This window comes from Streptomyces hokutonensis (assembly GCF_000376565.1).
Classification (GTDB): Bacteria; Actinomycetota; Actinomycetes; order Streptomycetales; family Streptomycetaceae; genus Streptomyces; species Streptomyces hokutonensis.
Map to the genome: position 1 here is coordinate 27164 of NZ_BARG01000045.1, position 14511 is coordinate 41674.

The 14511-nt window shown below is 71.9% G+C and carries 13 protein-coding genes; 11 read left to right on the forward strand and 2 right to left on the reverse strand.

All coding sequences use genetic code 11. The features are described from left to right. Positions 1–14 precede the first annotated feature (14 nt). Positions 15–2012, forward strand: a complete 1998-nt coding sequence (locus SSP08S_RS27515; protein ID WP_019070860.1) for an FtsX-like permease family protein — start codon at positions 15–17, stop codon at positions 2010–2012. Positions 2013–2050: 38 nt separating this feature from the next. Further along, entirely contained in the window at positions 2051–2743 is a 693-nt protein-coding gene (locus SSP08S_RS27520) for a response regulator transcription factor (RefSeq protein WP_019070861.1), read from the forward strand. A gap of 4 nt (positions 2744–2747) precedes the next feature. On the opposite strand, the gene SSP08S_RS27525 is transcribed toward SSP08S_RS27520, so the two are convergent. Further along, positions 2748–3245 (reverse strand): MarR family winged helix-turn-helix transcriptional regulator, encoded by a 498-nt coding sequence (locus tag SSP08S_RS27525; protein ID WP_019070862.1) that lies wholly within the window; start codon positions 3243–3245, stop codon positions 2748–2750. A gap of 252 nt (positions 3246–3497) precedes the next feature. On the opposite strand from SSP08S_RS27525, the gene SSP08S_RS27530 reads away from it, so the two are divergent. From SSP08S_RS27530 to SSP08S_RS27545, 4 genes are all read left to right on the forward strand, one after another. Next, entirely contained in the window at positions 3498–4535 is a 1038-nt protein-coding gene (locus SSP08S_RS27530) for a zinc-dependent alcohol dehydrogenase (protein WP_019070863.1), read from the forward strand. A 69-nt stretch (positions 4536–4604) separates the two neighbouring features. Then, the gene (locus tag SSP08S_RS27535) at positions 4605–5816 is read left to right on the forward strand and encodes a sensor histidine kinase (protein ID WP_019070864.1); all 1212 of its coding nucleotides are present in this window, start codon (positions 4605–4607) and stop codon (positions 5814–5816) included. A gap of 86 nt (positions 5817–5902) precedes the next feature. After that, the gene (locus SSP08S_RS27540) at positions 5903–7384 is read left to right on the forward strand and encodes an MFS transporter (protein WP_019070865.1); all 1482 of its coding nucleotides are present in this window, start codon (positions 5903–5905) and stop codon (positions 7382–7384) included. A 108-nt stretch (positions 7385–7492) separates the two neighbouring features. Next, on the forward strand, positions 7493–9031 hold the full coding sequence (locus tag SSP08S_RS27545) for a carboxylesterase/lipase family protein (RefSeq protein WP_019070866.1): 1539 nt from the start codon (positions 7493–7495) through the stop codon (positions 9029–9031). 16 nt (positions 9032–9047) lie between these two features. Here SSP08S_RS27545 and SSP08S_RS27550 read toward each other — a convergent pair whose 3' ends face one another. Then, the gene (locus SSP08S_RS27550; RefSeq protein ID WP_019070867.1) at positions 9048–9515 is read right to left on the reverse strand and encodes a potassium channel family protein; all 468 of its coding nucleotides are present in this window, start codon (positions 9513–9515) and stop codon (positions 9048–9050) included. A gap of 171 nt (positions 9516–9686) precedes the next feature. On the opposite strand from SSP08S_RS27550, the gene SSP08S_RS27555 reads away from it, so the two are divergent. From SSP08S_RS27555 to SSP08S_RS27575, 5 genes are all read left to right on the forward strand, one after another. Continuing rightward, positions 9687–10034 (forward strand): hypothetical protein, encoded by a 348-nt coding sequence (locus tag SSP08S_RS27555; protein ID WP_019070868.1) that lies wholly within the window; start codon positions 9687–9689, stop codon positions 10032–10034. 97 nt (positions 10035–10131) lie between these two features. Next, positions 10132–10980 carry a hypothetical protein gene (locus SSP08S_RS27560; RefSeq protein WP_019070869.1) on the forward strand — a complete coding sequence of 283 codons (849 nt, stop codon included), beginning with the start codon at positions 10132–10134 and terminating at the stop codon, positions 10978–10980. A gap of 113 nt (positions 10981–11093) precedes the next feature. Beyond that, positions 11094–11906 (forward strand): SAM-dependent methyltransferase, encoded by an 813-nt coding sequence (locus SSP08S_RS27565; RefSeq protein WP_019070870.1) that lies wholly within the window; start codon positions 11094–11096, stop codon positions 11904–11906. Between the two features lie 36 nt (positions 11907–11942). Further along, the gene (locus SSP08S_RS27570; protein WP_019070871.1) at positions 11943–13346 is read left to right on the forward strand and encodes a glutamine synthetase family protein; all 1404 of its coding nucleotides are present in this window, start codon (positions 11943–11945) and stop codon (positions 13344–13346) included. 2 nt (positions 13347–13348) lie between these two features. Beyond that, positions 13349–14488 (forward strand): amidohydrolase family protein, encoded by a 1140-nt coding sequence (locus SSP08S_RS27575; RefSeq protein ID WP_019070872.1) that lies wholly within the window; start codon positions 13349–13351, stop codon positions 14486–14488. The last annotated feature ends 23 nt before the right edge of the window (positions 14489–14511 follow it).

Consider the following 14511-nt stretch of genomic DNA (forward strand, 5'->3'; position numbering starts at 1 on the left):
CCCCGGAGCCCTCGATGCGTTCCCCCGTTCTGCACCTGACCTGGCACCTCGCGAGGTCCTCCGGCCGCCGCGGCCTACAGAGCCAACTCCTCGCCGCCGCCGCGGCCGCCGTGGGCTCCCTCGTCCTACTCACCCTGCTCGCCGCCTACTTGGGCGCGGGCGCCCGCGCCGACCGCACCGCCTGGCGCACCCCCGCCCCGGACCGCCACGGCACCGCGATCCAGGCCCTCACCACGACCTACGTCCGCGACGAACCGATCACCGTCGTCTCCCTGGCCCAACTCCCCCACCACGCACGGACACCCGCCCCACCCGGCCTGAACTCCTTCCCGAAGCAGGGAGATTGGTACGTCTCCCCGGCACTCGCACGACTCCTCCGCACCCTCCCCCCGACCCAACTGGCCTACCGTTTCCCGAAGTCGACGCCCTACGCCACGATCAGCGCCGCCGGGCTCGCCTCGCCCGACGAGCTCGTCGCGGTGATCGGCCGGGCTCCCACGGACCCGACGGTCTCCAAGTCGGCCGACAGGCAGGGCATTTACGACGACGGGCTGACGGCACGCTCCGTCGTCTCCGGGTTCGCCGGTACCCGGCGCAGTGTGTTCACCGCCGACGACCAGGCAGCCGTACTCCTCGGTGTGGGTCTCCTGGTCGTCCCCGTGATCGTGCTGGCCGCTGCGGCCGGGCGGCTCGGCGCCGCCCGCCGGGAACAACGCCTCGCGGCGCTGCGGCTCGCGGGGGCGACTCCCCGGCAGATCCTCGCCATGACCGGCGTGGAGGCGGCGGCGGTGGGGGCGGCCGGTGCCCTGGTGGGTGCGGTGGCCTACGGGGCGCTGCTGCCCGCGCTCGCCGAGGTGCCGTACGGCATCGGGACCTGGTACGTCGGGCAGTTGTGGGTGGGACTGCCGTGGGTGGCGGCGGTCGTGGTGGGGGTGGCCGGGCTGATCGCGGTGAGCGCGATGTCGACGCTGCGTCAGGTCGCGTCCTCGCCGCTCGGTGTCGCCCAGCAGTCGGACCCGCGCCGCACCCGGCTGGTCCGGCTCGTGCTGTTCGTTGCGGTGCTGGTCTACATCCGGGTCAGCACGGACGGCAGCGCCCTGAAGCCGGGGACACTGGTCGCGCTGATGGTGCTGTTCTACGGCGCGTTCTGGATGTTCGGGCCATGGATCGTGGACCGGCTGGGCCGGGTCGTGGGGCGGTTCGCCCGCCGCCCGGCGACCCTGCTGGCGGCCCGTCGGCTCAGCGACGATCCGCGCGGTGCCTGGCGGACGGTGAGTGGTCTGGTGCTGGCGGGGTTCGTCGCCGGGTTCTTCACCGTCGGGCTGCTCGGCATCGTCGGATTCGACCACCGGGGCCAGGTCGCCGTCCCGACCGCGAACGCCGCCGACGCACGGCACGCGGTCGGCGAGGCTCGTCGGCTGCTGCGCGCGGCGGGCGTGGACGCGACCGTCGGCACGGACGACGAGGGCTTCCTGCTCGGCAGCAGCGACGGCGTGGTCGCGCGTGTCTCCGGCGGACCGGCCGCCCTCGACACGGCCGTCACCGTCCTCCAGCCGCTCGGCGCGGGACGGCTGCCGTACGCGGGTGCCTACGCGGAGGCGCAGGACACGGCCGTCAGCGACCGCCTCGCCCAACTCGGCACCGCCACACTGGCCGTGAGCTTCCTCGTCGCGACGGCCTCGGCGGGCCTGACCGCCGCCGCGAACGTCCTCGACCGGCGCCGTACGTACGGTCTGCTGCGGCTGTCCGGTACCCCGCTGAGGGTGTTGGACCGGGCCAGGGTCCGTGAGACGGTGCTCCCGCTGCTCGTGCTGGCCGGCGGCACCACCGCGACCGGTCTGTACGCCGCCGTCCAGGTCAACAAGGCGGCGGGCAGCACGATCAGCACCTCCGGCGCCGTACAGCTAGCCGTCTGCGTGACCCTCGGCGCCCTCGCCATGCTCGCGGCGATCGGCGCGAGCCGCCCGCTGCTGCGCGCGGTCACGGCGGACCCGGCCCACGCGACGGACTGACACCGACCGCCCCCTTCCCCCTGAGGCATGATCGACCCATGACCGTCCCCGCCCCGCCCATCCGCGTGCTGATCGCCGACGACCAGGAGATGGTCCGTACCGGTTTCCGGTTCTTCCTGGACGCGCAGCCCGACATCACCGTGGTCGCCGAGGCCGTCGACGGCGAGGAGGCCGTGGCGCTGGCCCGGCGCGAGCGGCCCGATGTGTGTCTGCTGGACATCCGGATGCCGAAGCTGGACGGTCTGGCGGCGACACGGTTGCTGGCGGGACCGGACGTGGCCGATCCGCTGCGGGTGGTCGTGGTGACGACCTTCGACCTCGACGAGTACGTGTACGGCGCGCTGCGCGGCGGTGCCTGCGGGTTCCTGCTGAAGGACTCGGGGCCGACGCTGCTGGCGGAGGCGGTCCGGGCGGCGGCGGCCGGCGACTCGCTGGTCTCGCCCTCGGTCACCGTCCGGCTGCTCAGGCACCTCACCGACACGACGGCGGCGGCACCCGAACCGGCCCCGCCCGCACCGGCGTTGCGTGAGCCGCTCACCGACCGCGAGGCCGGGGTCGTCCGGCTGGTCGCCCTCGGCCGGACGAACGCCGAGATCGCCGCCGAGCTGTATGTCTCCCTGTCCACGGTGAAGACGCACCTCTCCAGCGTGCAGCTGAAACTGGCCGCGCGGAACCGCGTCGAGATCGCGGCCTGGGCCTGGCAGCACGGCCAGGTGCGCCCCGGTCCCTAGGCCGTCAGGCCGAGATGTCCACGGCCGCTTCGGCGTGCGTGACGAAGTCGTCGACCAACCGGTGGAAGAGCGCGGCGAGTTGGCGCAGATCCTCCGAGGACCAGTCCGCCAGCGCCATCTCCATGCCTCTGCGACTCACGTCCCGGATGCGGTCGACGGCGGCCAGTCCGCTGTCGGTGAGCTGGATGCGCTGGGCGCGGCCGTCGTCGGGGTCCGGGATGCGGACCACATGGCCGAGCTGCTCCAACTGCCGCAGCTGGCGGGTGACATGGGAGGCCTCCACCGACATCCGGACCGCGAGGACCCCGGGGCGCAGCGGCTCGCTCTCGGCGATGTAGCGCAGGATCGCCACGGCGGCCCGGTCCAGGGGCAGCCCGACCAGCGCCATCAGACGCTCGTGCTGCCGGGCCCGCCCGGCCAGATAGGAGATCCGGGTCAGGACCCGCTCGATCTCGACTACGTCCGCCGGGACGGACGCTGTTGCGGGTGGCGGTGTGGACATGCGTCCACCGTAACAGGTACTTGCCTGAGTTAAGCAAGGTCGAAACGGTTGCTTGACTTAAGTAATGCATTTATGGTTGCCTAACTCAAGCAAGTCCAGAGCTGGGGTCACCGAAGCGGAGGTGTCCCCGTCGCGCCGTACGCCGTGGGGACGGAGTATGGCGCCGTCACCGGTCCCGGCGGTCGGAGCACTCCCCCCGTCCACCGCCGGGGCCGGTGACACCCCTCACGCACATGGAAAGCGAGCTCCCTCATGGCCACGATGAAGTCCGTCCAGACCGGCGCCGTAGACAAGATCGACGTGGTGGACGTCGAGCGTCCGGCGCCCGGGCCCAAGGACGCCCTCATGAAGATCCGCGCCTGTGGGATCTGCGGTACCGACACGTTCTTCCTGCACATCGCCGGCGGCCCCTTCGGAGCGGGCGGTGCCATGGTCCCGGTCCCCCTCGGCCACGAGCCGGCCGGTGAGATCGTCGAGGTCGGCGCGGAGGTCGACGGACTGAAGGCCGGGGACCGGGTGGTCGTCAACCCGCAGGGCTCGCCCTCCGGGATCATCGGCTGCGGCGGCAAGCACGGCGCCATGAGCGACTACCTCCTGCTGGAGGACTGCGAGGTCGGCAAGAGCGTCACCGTCTTCCCCGACACCGTGCCCTTCGACGTCGCCGCCCTCAACGAGCCGATGGCGGTGGCCCGGCACGCCGTGAACCGTTCCGAGGCGAAGCCCGGCGACAAGGTCGTCATCTTCGGTGCCGGGCCGATCGGCCTGGGCGCGGCGATCTGGCTGAAGCTGCGCGGGGTCGAGCACGTCGTCGTCGCCGACGTCATCGCCTCCCGCCTGGAGACCGCGCTCGCGGTCGGCGCGGACGCCGTCATCAACTCCGCCGAGGAGGACGTGACTTCACGCCTCACCGAGCTGCACGGGCAGGCCGCCAACGCGCTCGGCCAGCCCCGTCCCGGCACCGACATCTACATCGACGCCGCCGGTGTCGCCGCCGTCGTCAACACCACGGTCGACTCCGCGAAGTGGGGCGCCAAGCTGGTCATGGTCGCCGTACAGAAGAAGGGCGCCGACATCGACCTCGGCGGGATGCTGCGCAGCGAGCTGACACTGATCGCCTCGCAGGGCTACCCCACCGAGATCTTCGAGGTCACCCAGGAGATCGTCGAGCACCACGAGCGGTTCGCCAAGCTGATCAGCCACCGGGTGCCCTTCGGCGAGGTCGAGCACGCCTTCGAGCTCGCGCTGACGCCGGGCGCGGCGGAGAAGATCGTCGTCACCTTCGACGAGTAGACGAGCAGCGGACGGCGCGCCGGTCCCACCCGGCGCGCGTCCGGCCGCCTCGGACAGGACCCCCACACCATGATCCACCGCCTGCAGCGGGTGCTGCGCTGCCATCCCCGTACCGTCGACCTGGTCCTCGCCGCCGTACTCCTCGCCTGCGCCTTCCCCGGCAGCATGCTGACGATCCCGGGCCGCGACCTCGAAGTCCCTTGGTGGCCCGGCGTGTTGGTCTCGGGTCTCGCCTCGCTCGCCCTGTTGTGGCGGCGCACCCTGCCGCGCACCACCGTGGTGGTCACCCTCTGCTGCGCGATGGTGGTGGCCGGGCTCGGCTACATCGTCACGGTCCTGGTGATCGGGCCGCTGATGGTCGCGCTGTACACGCTGGCCCTGCGCTCCGAGCGGACCACCGCGAACCTCTTCACCGCCGCCGGCATCACCCTGCTGGTGGGCACCGCCCTGATCGTGGGCCCCAACAACGAACCGCTGGTTCTGAAACTGCTCGGTCCCGTCTTCTGGCTGCTGCTGCCCACCTCGCTGGGCACCACGACCCGGCTCCGCGCGGCCTATCTGGAGGCGGTACAGGCCCGCGCCGAGCACGCGGAACGCACCCGCGAGCAGGAGGTCCGGCACCGTGTCACCGAGGAACGGATGCGGATCGCCCGCGATCTGCACGACGTCGTCGCCCATCACCTCGTCCTGGCCAACCTCCAGGCCGGCACCGTCGTACGGCTGATGCGCAGCCGCCCCGAGGAGGCCGAGCGGATCGCCGGCGAACTCGCGGGCACCACGCTGTCGGCCGTCCGCGAACTCAAGGCCACCGTGGGCCTGTTGCGGCACGCGGACGACTCGGAGACGCCCTCGGGGCCCGCGCCCGGTCTGGCCCGACTCCCGGAGCTGGCCGCCTCGTTCGAGCCCGCCGGGCTCGTCGTCAGCGTCAGCACGGAGGGCAGGCCGCAGCCGCTCTCCGCCGGTACGGATCTCACGGCGTACCGCATCGTGCAGGAGGCGCTCACCAACGTGACCAAGCACGCGGGCACCGGCTCGGCCGAGGTACGGCTCTGCTACTCGCACGACCGGCTGGGCATCACCGTCACCGACCGCGGGGGTACGGCAGCACCCTCCTCCCCCGCCGCCGGTGGCGGGTACGGCGTCATCGGGATGCGGGAGCGGGCGCTCTCCGCCGGTGGCCGGCTCCGCGCAGGTCATCGCCCCGAGGGCGGCTTCGAGGTGGTCACCGAGCTGCCGTTGCTCCCCCGTTCACCGACCCACACCCAAGATGTACTTGCGTAACTCAATCAATCTCATTATGGTTGAGTGAGTCAAGCAAGTCTGCTCGTCCCTGATCGTCGCAGCTCGTTCCCGATGGAGGCTCTGCCATGTCCGACGCCCTTGCCCGACCCGCCGAAGCGGGTTCCTCCGCTCCGCCGAGGTCGAACGCCGTCGTCGCGGTGCTGGCCTTCGCGGGGATCGTCGTCTCGCTGATGCAGACGCTGGTCATCCCGATCATCCCGGAGCTGCCGAAGTACCTGGACGCCTCCGCGTCGAACACCGCGTGGGCGGTCACCGCCACCCTGCTGGCCGCCGCCGTGGCCACCCCGGTCGTGGGGCGGCTCGGCGACATGTTCGGCAAGCGGCGGATGCTGCTGACCAGCATCGTGCTGCTGGTGTCCGGCTCGGTCGTGTGCGCCCTGGCCGACTCACTGGTCCCGATGGTCATCGGCCGCGCGCTCCAGGGGCTGGCCGCCGCGGTCGTCCCGCTCGGCATCAGCATCATGCGGGACGTGCTCCCGAGTGACCGGCTGGCCGGCTCCACCGCCCTGATGAGCGCCTCGCTCGGCGTCGGCGGCGCCCTGGGTCTGCCCTCGGCCGCCTTCATCGCGGACCACTACAACTGGCACTCCCTCTTCTGGATCTCCGCCGTCCTCGGTGTCCTGTCCTTCCTGCTGGTCCTGGTCCTGGTGCCCGAGTCCAAGGTCCGCACCGGAGGCCGCTTCGACCTGGTCGGCTCGCTCGGCCTCTCCGCCGGACTGGTCTCGCTGCTGCTCGCGATCTCCAAGGGCTCCGACTGGGGCTGGACCAGCGCGACCACCCTGGTCCTCGGTTCCGCCGCCGTCGTGATCCTGCTGTCCTGGGGCTGGTACGAGCTCCGGAGCTCGCAGCCGCTGGTCGACCTGCGCACGACCGCCAAGCCGCAGGTGCTCTTCACCAACCTGGCCTCGATCGCCCTCGGCTTCTCGATGTTCGCGATGTCCCTGGTCCTCCCCCAGCTGCTGCAACTGCCCACGCAGACCGGCTACGGCCTGGGCAAGTCGATGCTGACGGTCGGCCTGGTGCTGGCTCCGCAGGGTCTGGTCATGATGGCCATGTCGGCGGTGTCGGCGGGTGTCACCAAGGCCAAGGGCCCCAAGGTCACCCTGATGATCGGCGCACTGATCGTGGCCTCCGGCTATGCCCTGAACATCCTGCTGATGTCCGAGGTGTGGCACCTCATCCTCGTCTCCTGCATCATCGGCGCGGGTGTCGGCTTCACCTACGGCGCCCTGCCCGCCCTGATCATGGGCGCGGTCGACCCGTCCCAGACCGGTGCCGCCAACAGCCTCAACACCCTGATGCGGTCGTTGGGCACCAGCTTCGCCAGCGCCATCGCCGGTGTGATCCTGGCCCAGATGACCACCGACTTCGGCGGCGCCGCGCTTCCGTCGGAGAACGGCTTCAAGGTGGTCATGGCGATCGGTGCGGGCGCCGCGCTGCTGGCCTTCTTCCTCGCGAGCCTGATCCCCAAGGCCCGCGCGGCCGTCGAGACACCGGCCGACGAGACGCCGACCTCGGCTCCGGAGGTCTCCGAGGCCAAGGCCTGAGGCATTCTGGTTCATCGAGCACACGGCGGTCGCCGCCCCGCACCCGGCGGGACGGCGACCGCCCTCGGCTTGCCCGCGCGCCCGTCGTTCCCCAGCGAGGAGTCCACGATGACGACCAACTCCCGTGACAAAGCCGCCGATTCCGTGGTGCGGCTCGCCGCCGGCGCGGTGCGCGGACGGCTGGAGGACGGGCTCGCGGTCTTCCGCGGCATCCCGTTCGCCCAACCGCCCGTCGGGGACGCCCGGTTCCAGGCACCGCGCCCGGCACGCGCCTGGGACGGTGTGCGCGACGCCCTCGAGTTCGGGCCGCCACCCCCGCAGGAGTCCGGCATCCAGGGCCGCCGGGGCGTGCTGCCCGGACCGACGGGCGACGACTGGCTGACCGTCAACGTGTGGACACCCGCCCCCGATCCTGCGGCCCGCCGTCCGGTCATGGTGTGGGTCTACGGCGGCGCCTACAAACTGGGGCACGCGGGCAGCCCCGGCTACGACGCCCAGCACATCGCGCGCGACGGCGATGTCGTGGTCGTGAGCCTCAACTACCGTGTCGGAATTGAGGGGTTCGCGCGTATCGAGGGGGCGCCCGCCAACCGGGGGCTGCTCGACCAGGTCGCCGCACTGGAGTGGGTGCGGGACAACATCACGGCGTTCGGCGGTGATCCCGAGCAGGTCACGGTCTTCGGCGAGTCGGCCGGCGGCGGATCGGTGGCCTCGCTGCTGGTCATGCCGAGCGCGTCCGGACTGTTCCGGCGGGCGATCGCGCAGAGCGTGCCCGGCACCTTCTTCTCCGACTCGCTGGCCAAGGACATCGCCGTCGCGCTGGCGGCCGAGGCGGGACTGCGCCCCACGGCCGCCGACCTGGCGACCGTGGACCCGCGCCAACTGCCTTCGCTGGGCGAGACCTTGGGCCCCAAGATGCCCCAGTACGAGGACCGCTGGGGCTCGGTGGTCCACACGGTGACGCCGTTCTCGCCCGTCGTGGACGGCGAGGTACTGCCCGTCGCGCCCTGGGAGGGGCTGGCGGCCGGTGCGGCCCGAGAAGTGGAGTTGATGGTCGGTCACAACAGGGAGGAGTACCGGCTGTTCGTCGTACTCTCCGGGCAGGCCGGGAAGATCGGGCCGGCGGACGCGAATACGGCGCTGCGGCGGTTCGGCCCCGGTCCGGACGCCGAGGCGGCGTACCTCGACGCCTTCCCGGACGCCTCACCCGGGGAGTTGTACGAACGCATCCAGACCGACTGGCTGTTCGGCGCCCCCTCGCTGCACCTGGCCGAGGCGCAACTCGCCGGCGGCGGTCGCGCGCATGTCTACGAACTCACCTGGCCCGCCCCGGGGTTGGGCGGTGTGCTGGGCGCCTGCCACGGCCTGGACATCCCGCTGCTGTTCGGCACGTTCACCGCCGACCTGGGGAATCTGCTGTTCGCCGACGTCGAGCCCTCCCCCGAGGCCCTGGCGCTGTCGTCCCGATTCCGGTCGTCCTGGGCGGAGTTCGCGCGAACCGGCGACCCCGGCTGGCCTGCCTACGACACCGATCGGCGGTCGGTGCAGATCCTCGACGCCCACCCCGTGGTCAGCGCCTACCCCGAGGAGACCTCGCGGCGACTGTGGGAGGGGTACACCTTCCGCGCGCTGCCGCTGACCGCGTAGCCGGGGCCATCCGCCGTCACGGGTTCTCCCGCTGCCCCGCGAGCAACCGCTCCAGCCGGTCGAAGCGTTCGTGCAGGGCGCGGGCGGTCTCCTCGCTCAACTCCTTTGCTCCGTGGGCGAGATGATGGCGTCGGCGCTGTTCGCGGCCCACGAACCAGGTGGCCAGGGCCGCGGTGACCAGGCCGTAGGTGGTGATGCCGACGACCATCACCACCGAGCCGACGACACGGCCCCACAGCGTGACCGGATAGAAGTCGCCGTACCCGACCGTCGTCGCCGTCTCGATCGACCACCACAGGGCCCTCGGGTACGTCGTCAGGTTGGCGCCGCGGGCTCCGTGTTCGGCGGCGACCACGGCCCATGAGCCGATGAGCATCACCACGCCGAGGACCGCCGTCGCCGCGCCCGCCGCCTTCAGATGGAGGGAGCGGCCCTCCCGGCCGAGCAGCAACTCGACCGCCCTGGTGAGGAATCCGGGCAGCATGGTCACTCCTTCGCGTCACGGTGCCGGGGCCTGGGGCCAGTGTCGGTGCGGGCGCGGGTGCGGGCATGCCGGACGGGGCGTTCGAGTTGCCGTACGACGTTCGGCGTTGTGCGCTGGAGGGCACTGCTGCCTGCTCCGACTGCCCGCCCCGTCGAGAGGGAGGACCGTGCCATGACGGCGGAACCCCGAGCCGTTCCGGAGACCTTCGCGTTCACCTGCGGTGACTGCGGCCACTTCTGGGAGGCGACCTTTCAGGTCATGTTCTTCACCGACCCGACCGACGCCTCCGGTCTGACCACGCAGGAGTACGTCGACGAGGAGGGCAGGGCCATGAGGTCGCCGCTCGCCGACGCGGTCTGCCCGAAGTGCGGCGGGCGCACGGTGCATGTGCTGGAGGCCGGGCTCGCCGAACGGGCGCGACGCGCGGAACACGAACCCCACCCGCCGCATGAGCACCATCTGCATCTGCCGCACCGGCATTCCAGCCCGTCCGAGCCGCCGCCGGACGGCGCGCCCTGACAACCACACCTCTCACCCGAACGGCCCCCTGCGCTGGAGGGCCGGGCGGCCCGATGGTGCCCTGAGGGGGACCGCCACTCCCCCTGGAGGCCCCGTCATGCGCCGTCGCCCGTCCTCCCGCCCCGTCCGTGTCCTCGCCGCAGCCCTGGCGGCGGGCACGCTGCTGACCTGCGCGGCCTGCTCCGGCGGCAGCGGTGGCAGTGCGGGCGGTGACGGCGCCTCGGACATCGCGGCCTCCCCGCTCGCCGCGAAGTCCCCGCTCGCCTCGCCCCGCACCGGGAGGTCCGCCTCGCCCGTCCTCACCGAGGCGGGAGCCCGGGCCGCGCTGATCAGCGAGGCCGACCTGGAGGACAACTGGACGCAGGTCAAGGACGCCGCGACCTGGGGCGACAAGCTCGTCATCGGCAAGGTGGACGTCGGCGCCCTCCTCACCGCGAAGACGAACGCGGTCGACTGCCAGAAACTGCTCGACGCGCTCTACGGCGACGATCTCCTCGGCAAGCCGTCCGGCGCGTCCGCGCTGACCGGGTTCGAGCAGAGCGAGTCCCGGCTTCTCTACCAGGTCGCCGCCTACGACCGCGCCAGGCTCGGCGCCTCCCTGAACTGGCTGAAGACGCTGCCGGTGAAGTGCGACCAGTTCACCGCGACCGACTCCAAGGGCGGCCGGCGCACGGTCCAGGTCATCGAGGACGACGTGCCCGCCGTGGGCGACGCCCGGCAGGGTCTCCAGGTGACCGTCACCAGCACAGGCGCCTCCCAACCCACCACGCTCACCCTGCAGTTGGCGGTCGTCCGGGTCGGTACCGACGCGATCACCGTGACGTCGGGCGGCCTCAACGGCACGGAGTCGGGTACGACCAAGGCCGCCTTGGAGCAGGGCACCTCGCGCCTGAAGGACATCCTGGCCGGCAAGACTCCGCCCGCCCAACCCGGCAACCTGGACTGACAGTTCACCGACCCCCGACGAACATGCGCCCGATCGTCGCGAATCCCTGGGCCCAGTGATCAACTCGCGGCACAATGGCGGGGACGGCAACGCGGGCGACAAGGAGCCAGGACGTGAGTGACAGCGACACCCCGGCAGAGGGACCGACCCGGCTCAACACCGGCGTGGCGCACAACGCGCGTGTGTGGAACTACTGGATCGGCGGCAAGGACAACTACGAGATCGACCAGCGGGTCGGCGAGCACGTGGCCGGCATGTTCCCGGTGATCCGTGAAGTGGCGCGCGCCGACCGGGACTTCCTCGGCCGGGCGGTGCGGTTCCTGGCCGGCGAGCTCGGGGTACGGCAGTTCCTCGACATCGGCACCGGGCTGCCGACGGTCGACAACACGCACGAGATCGCCCAGCGCGTCGCACCGGACGCTCGGATCGTGTACGTCGACAACGACCCGCTGGTGCTGATCCACGCCCGCACCCTGCTGACGAGCACCCCCGAGGGCGTCACCGACTACATCGACGCGGACGCTCACGACCCGGAGACGATCGTCCAACGCGCCGCCGCCACACTGGACTTCGAGCGTCCCGTCGCGGTGATGATGCTGGGCATCCTGAACTTCGTCCTCGACACCGAGGCCGCGCGGGAGGTCGTGCGCAACGTGATGGCCGCGGTCCCCTCGGGCAGCTTCCTGGTCCTCACCCACCCCACCTTCGACGCGGACCTCGGCGGCGAGGGCAACGTCCCGGCGATGGAGTTCTGGAACGAGAACGCCACTCCCCCGATCACCGCCCGCAGCCGCGCCGACGTCGCCGCCTTCTTCGAGGGTCTCGACCTCCTCGAACCCGGTCTGGTGCCCTGCTCGCAGTGGCGCCCGGACTCCGACTCCCCGGCCGTGGTACCGCAGTTCGGAGCGGTGGCCGTGAAACCCTGACGGCGCAGCCGACCAGGACGCGACCGTGGAGGACGTATGACCACCCTTGCCGACCCACTGCCCGGCGGACGCCCCGGCGAGGTCGAGCGCGCCACCGCACTGGCCACGGAGCTGACCGGACGGGGGGTGCACGGGATCGTCCTGGCCTACGTCGACACCGCGGGCGTGGGCCGGGTGAAGACGGTCCCGACCGCGAGGCTCGCCTCGGCCGCGGCCTGGGGCGTCGGCATGTCCCCGGTGTTCGACACCTTCCTGGCGAACGACTCCATCGTCACCACCGACGTCCTCGGCTCACCCGACGGCGACCTGCGCCTGTACCCCGACCTCGACCAGCTGGCCGTCCTGGCCGGGCAGCCCGGCTGGGCCTGGGCGCCGGTCGACCGGATCACCCAGGAGGGCGAGCGACACCCCGGCTGCAGCCGCACGTTCCTGCGCCGCGTCGTCACGGACGCGGAGCGGCGGCACGGGGTCACCTTCCGGTCGGGCATCGAGATCGAGTGGGTGCTCGGCCTGGACACCGCACCCGTCGGCGAGTTCGTCCCCGCCACGACCGGCCCGGCGTACAGCGCGACCCGGCAGGTCGAACTGAGCGACTACGGCGCCGAGTTGCTGTCGGCCCTGGCGGCGCAGGGCGTGGACGTGGACCAGTTCCATCCCGAGTACGCGGCCGGGCAGTTCGAACTGTCGGTGGGCGCGCTCGACCCGGTTGCGGCGGCCGACCGCAGTGTCCTCGTACGGCAGACCGTGCGCGCGGTGTCCCAACGGCACGGCCTGCGCGCCTCGTTCACGCCGGCCGTCCTCGCCCAGGGCGTCGGCAACGGCGGGCACATCCACCTCTCCGCCTGGCGCGACGGCGCGAACCTGCACACCGGGGGCGACCGGCGCTACGGCATGACGGCCGGGGCCGAGTCGTTCGCGGCAGGTGTCCTCGCCCACCTCCCGGCCCTCACCGCCGTCACCGCGCCGAGCCCGGCCAGCTACTTCCGCCTCCAACCCTCCCAGTGGGCGGGGGTGTTCACCGCCTGGGGCCGCGAGACCCGCGAGGCGGCGGTGCGTGTCGTCACCGGTACGGCCGGGCTGCGTGCCCAGGCGGCGAACCTGGAGGTGAAGCCGGTCGACCTGGCCGCCAACCCCTATCTCGCCCTCGGCTGCCTGATCACCGCAGGACTCGACGGCCTCACCTCGTCGGCCGCCCTGCCCGAGGAGACCACCGGAGAACCCGCGCACCTCGGCACGGTGGAGGCAACGGCCCGTGGTGTACGGCGACTTCCGACCTCGCTGGCCGAGTCGGTCGCCGAGTTCCGCAAGGACGAGCTGCTGCGGGCCGCACTTGGACCGGTCCTGGCCGACGCGGTGATCGCCGTACGACAGGGCGAGATCGCGGCCGTGGCCGAGCTGGACGACGAGCGGATCGCGGCGGCCTACCGCTGGAAGTACTGACGATGGGCATTGGACCGGTCCACGAGGCGCTCGCCGCGCTGGAGTTGGTGGACCACCACTGCCACGGAGTCGTCACCGAGGACCTGGACCGGACGGCCTTCGAGTCGCTGCTCACCGAGGGCGACGTCTGGCCCGGCAGCGGGATCTCACCGTTCGACAGCCCGGTCGGGATCGCCGTACGCCGTTACTGCGCACCCCTGTTGGACCTGGAGCGGCACGCGCCCGCCGACGAATACCTCGCCCGGCGGGCCGAGTTGGGGACGGACGAGGTCAACCGGCGCTTCCTCGCCGCCGCGGGGACGGGTGTGTTCTGCGTCGACACGGGGTTCGCCCCGCACGCGATCACGACGCCCGCCGAACTCGCCGGGGCGGCGGGTGCGGTCGCCCACGAGGTCGTACGACTCGAGACCGTCGCGGAGGGTGTGGCCGCGCGGGGTGTCGAGCCGGACGGGTACGCGGACGCGTTCCGGGCCGCCGCCCTGGACGCGGTGCGGCGGCCGGGCGTGGTGGGGGTGAAGTCGGTGGCCGCGTACCGGACCGGGTTCGATCTCGACCCCGCCCGGCCCTCGGAGGCGGAGGTGACCCGGGCGGCCCGCGGCTGGCTGGCCCGGGGCGGACGGCTCGAAGACCCGGTGCTGACGCGGGAGTTGCTGTGGACCGCGGTCGACCTGGGGCTCCCCCTCCAGCTCCACACGGGCTTCGGCGACAACGACATCCGGCTGCACCGCACCGACCCGGCTCTCCTCACGGACTGGCTGCACCTGATCTCCGGCACGATCCCGGTGCTGCTACTGCACTGCTGGCCGTACCAGCGCCAGGCCGGCTACCTGGCGGCCGTCTTCGAGCGGGTGTACCTGGATGTGGGACTCACCCTGCATCATGTAGGTCCGGTCCGGGCTCGGGCGGTACTGGCTGAGGCGCTGGAGATCACACCCTTCCGCAAACTGCTGTACAGCTCCGACGCCTATGGTCTGGCCGAGTTCTACGGGCTCGGCGCGCTGGCGTTCCGCCGGGGTCTGGGGGATCTTCTCCAGGACCGGGTGGACGCCGGCGAAGTGGGCCTGTCCGACGCGCTGCGACTGGCGCGCTGGGCGGGAGCGGACAACGCCCGCCGGGTCTACCGGCTATCCGACGGACACTGAAAGTATGATCAAGCAATGTCTGA

Coding starts and splice junctions, on each gene's coding strand:
- SSP08S_RS27555 (WP_019070868.1), top strand. CDS start 9,687: ATGACGGCGGAACCCCGAGCCGTTCCGGAGACCTTCGCGTTCACCTGC.
- SSP08S_RS27530 (WP_019070863.1), top strand. CDS start 3,498: ATGGCCACGATGAAGTCCGTCCAGACCGGCGCCGTAGACAAGATCGAC.
- SSP08S_RS27570 (WP_019070871.1), top strand. CDS start 11,943: ATGACCACCCTTGCCGACCCACTGCCCGGCGGACGCCCCGGCGAGGTC.
- SSP08S_RS27525 (WP_019070862.1), bottom strand. CDS start 3,245: ATGTCCACACCGCCACCCGCAACAGCGTCCGTCCCGGCGGACGTAGTC.
- SSP08S_RS27545 (WP_019070866.1), top strand. CDS start 7,493: ATGACGACCAACTCCCGTGACAAAGCCGCCGATTCCGTGGTGCGGCTC.
- SSP08S_RS27575 (WP_019070872.1), top strand. CDS start 13,349: ATGGGCATTGGACCGGTCCACGAGGCGCTCGCCGCGCTGGAGTTGGTG.
- SSP08S_RS27540 (WP_019070865.1), top strand. CDS start 5,903: ATGTCCGACGCCCTTGCCCGACCCGCCGAAGCGGGTTCCTCCGCTCCG.
- SSP08S_RS27550 (WP_019070867.1), bottom strand. CDS start 9,515: ATGCTGCCCGGATTCCTCACCAGGGCGGTCGAGTTGCTGCTCGGCCGG.
- SSP08S_RS27535 (WP_019070864.1), top strand. CDS start 4,605: ATGATCCACCGCCTGCAGCGGGTGCTGCGCTGCCATCCCCGTACCGTC.
- SSP08S_RS27515 (WP_019070860.1), top strand. CDS start 15: ATGCGTTCCCCCGTTCTGCACCTGACCTGGCACCTCGCGAGGTCCTCC.
- SSP08S_RS27520 (WP_019070861.1), top strand. CDS start 2,051: ATGACCGTCCCCGCCCCGCCCATCCGCGTGCTGATCGCCGACGACCAG.
- SSP08S_RS27560 (WP_019070869.1), top strand. CDS start 10,132: ATGCGCCGTCGCCCGTCCTCCCGCCCCGTCCGTGTCCTCGCCGCAGCC.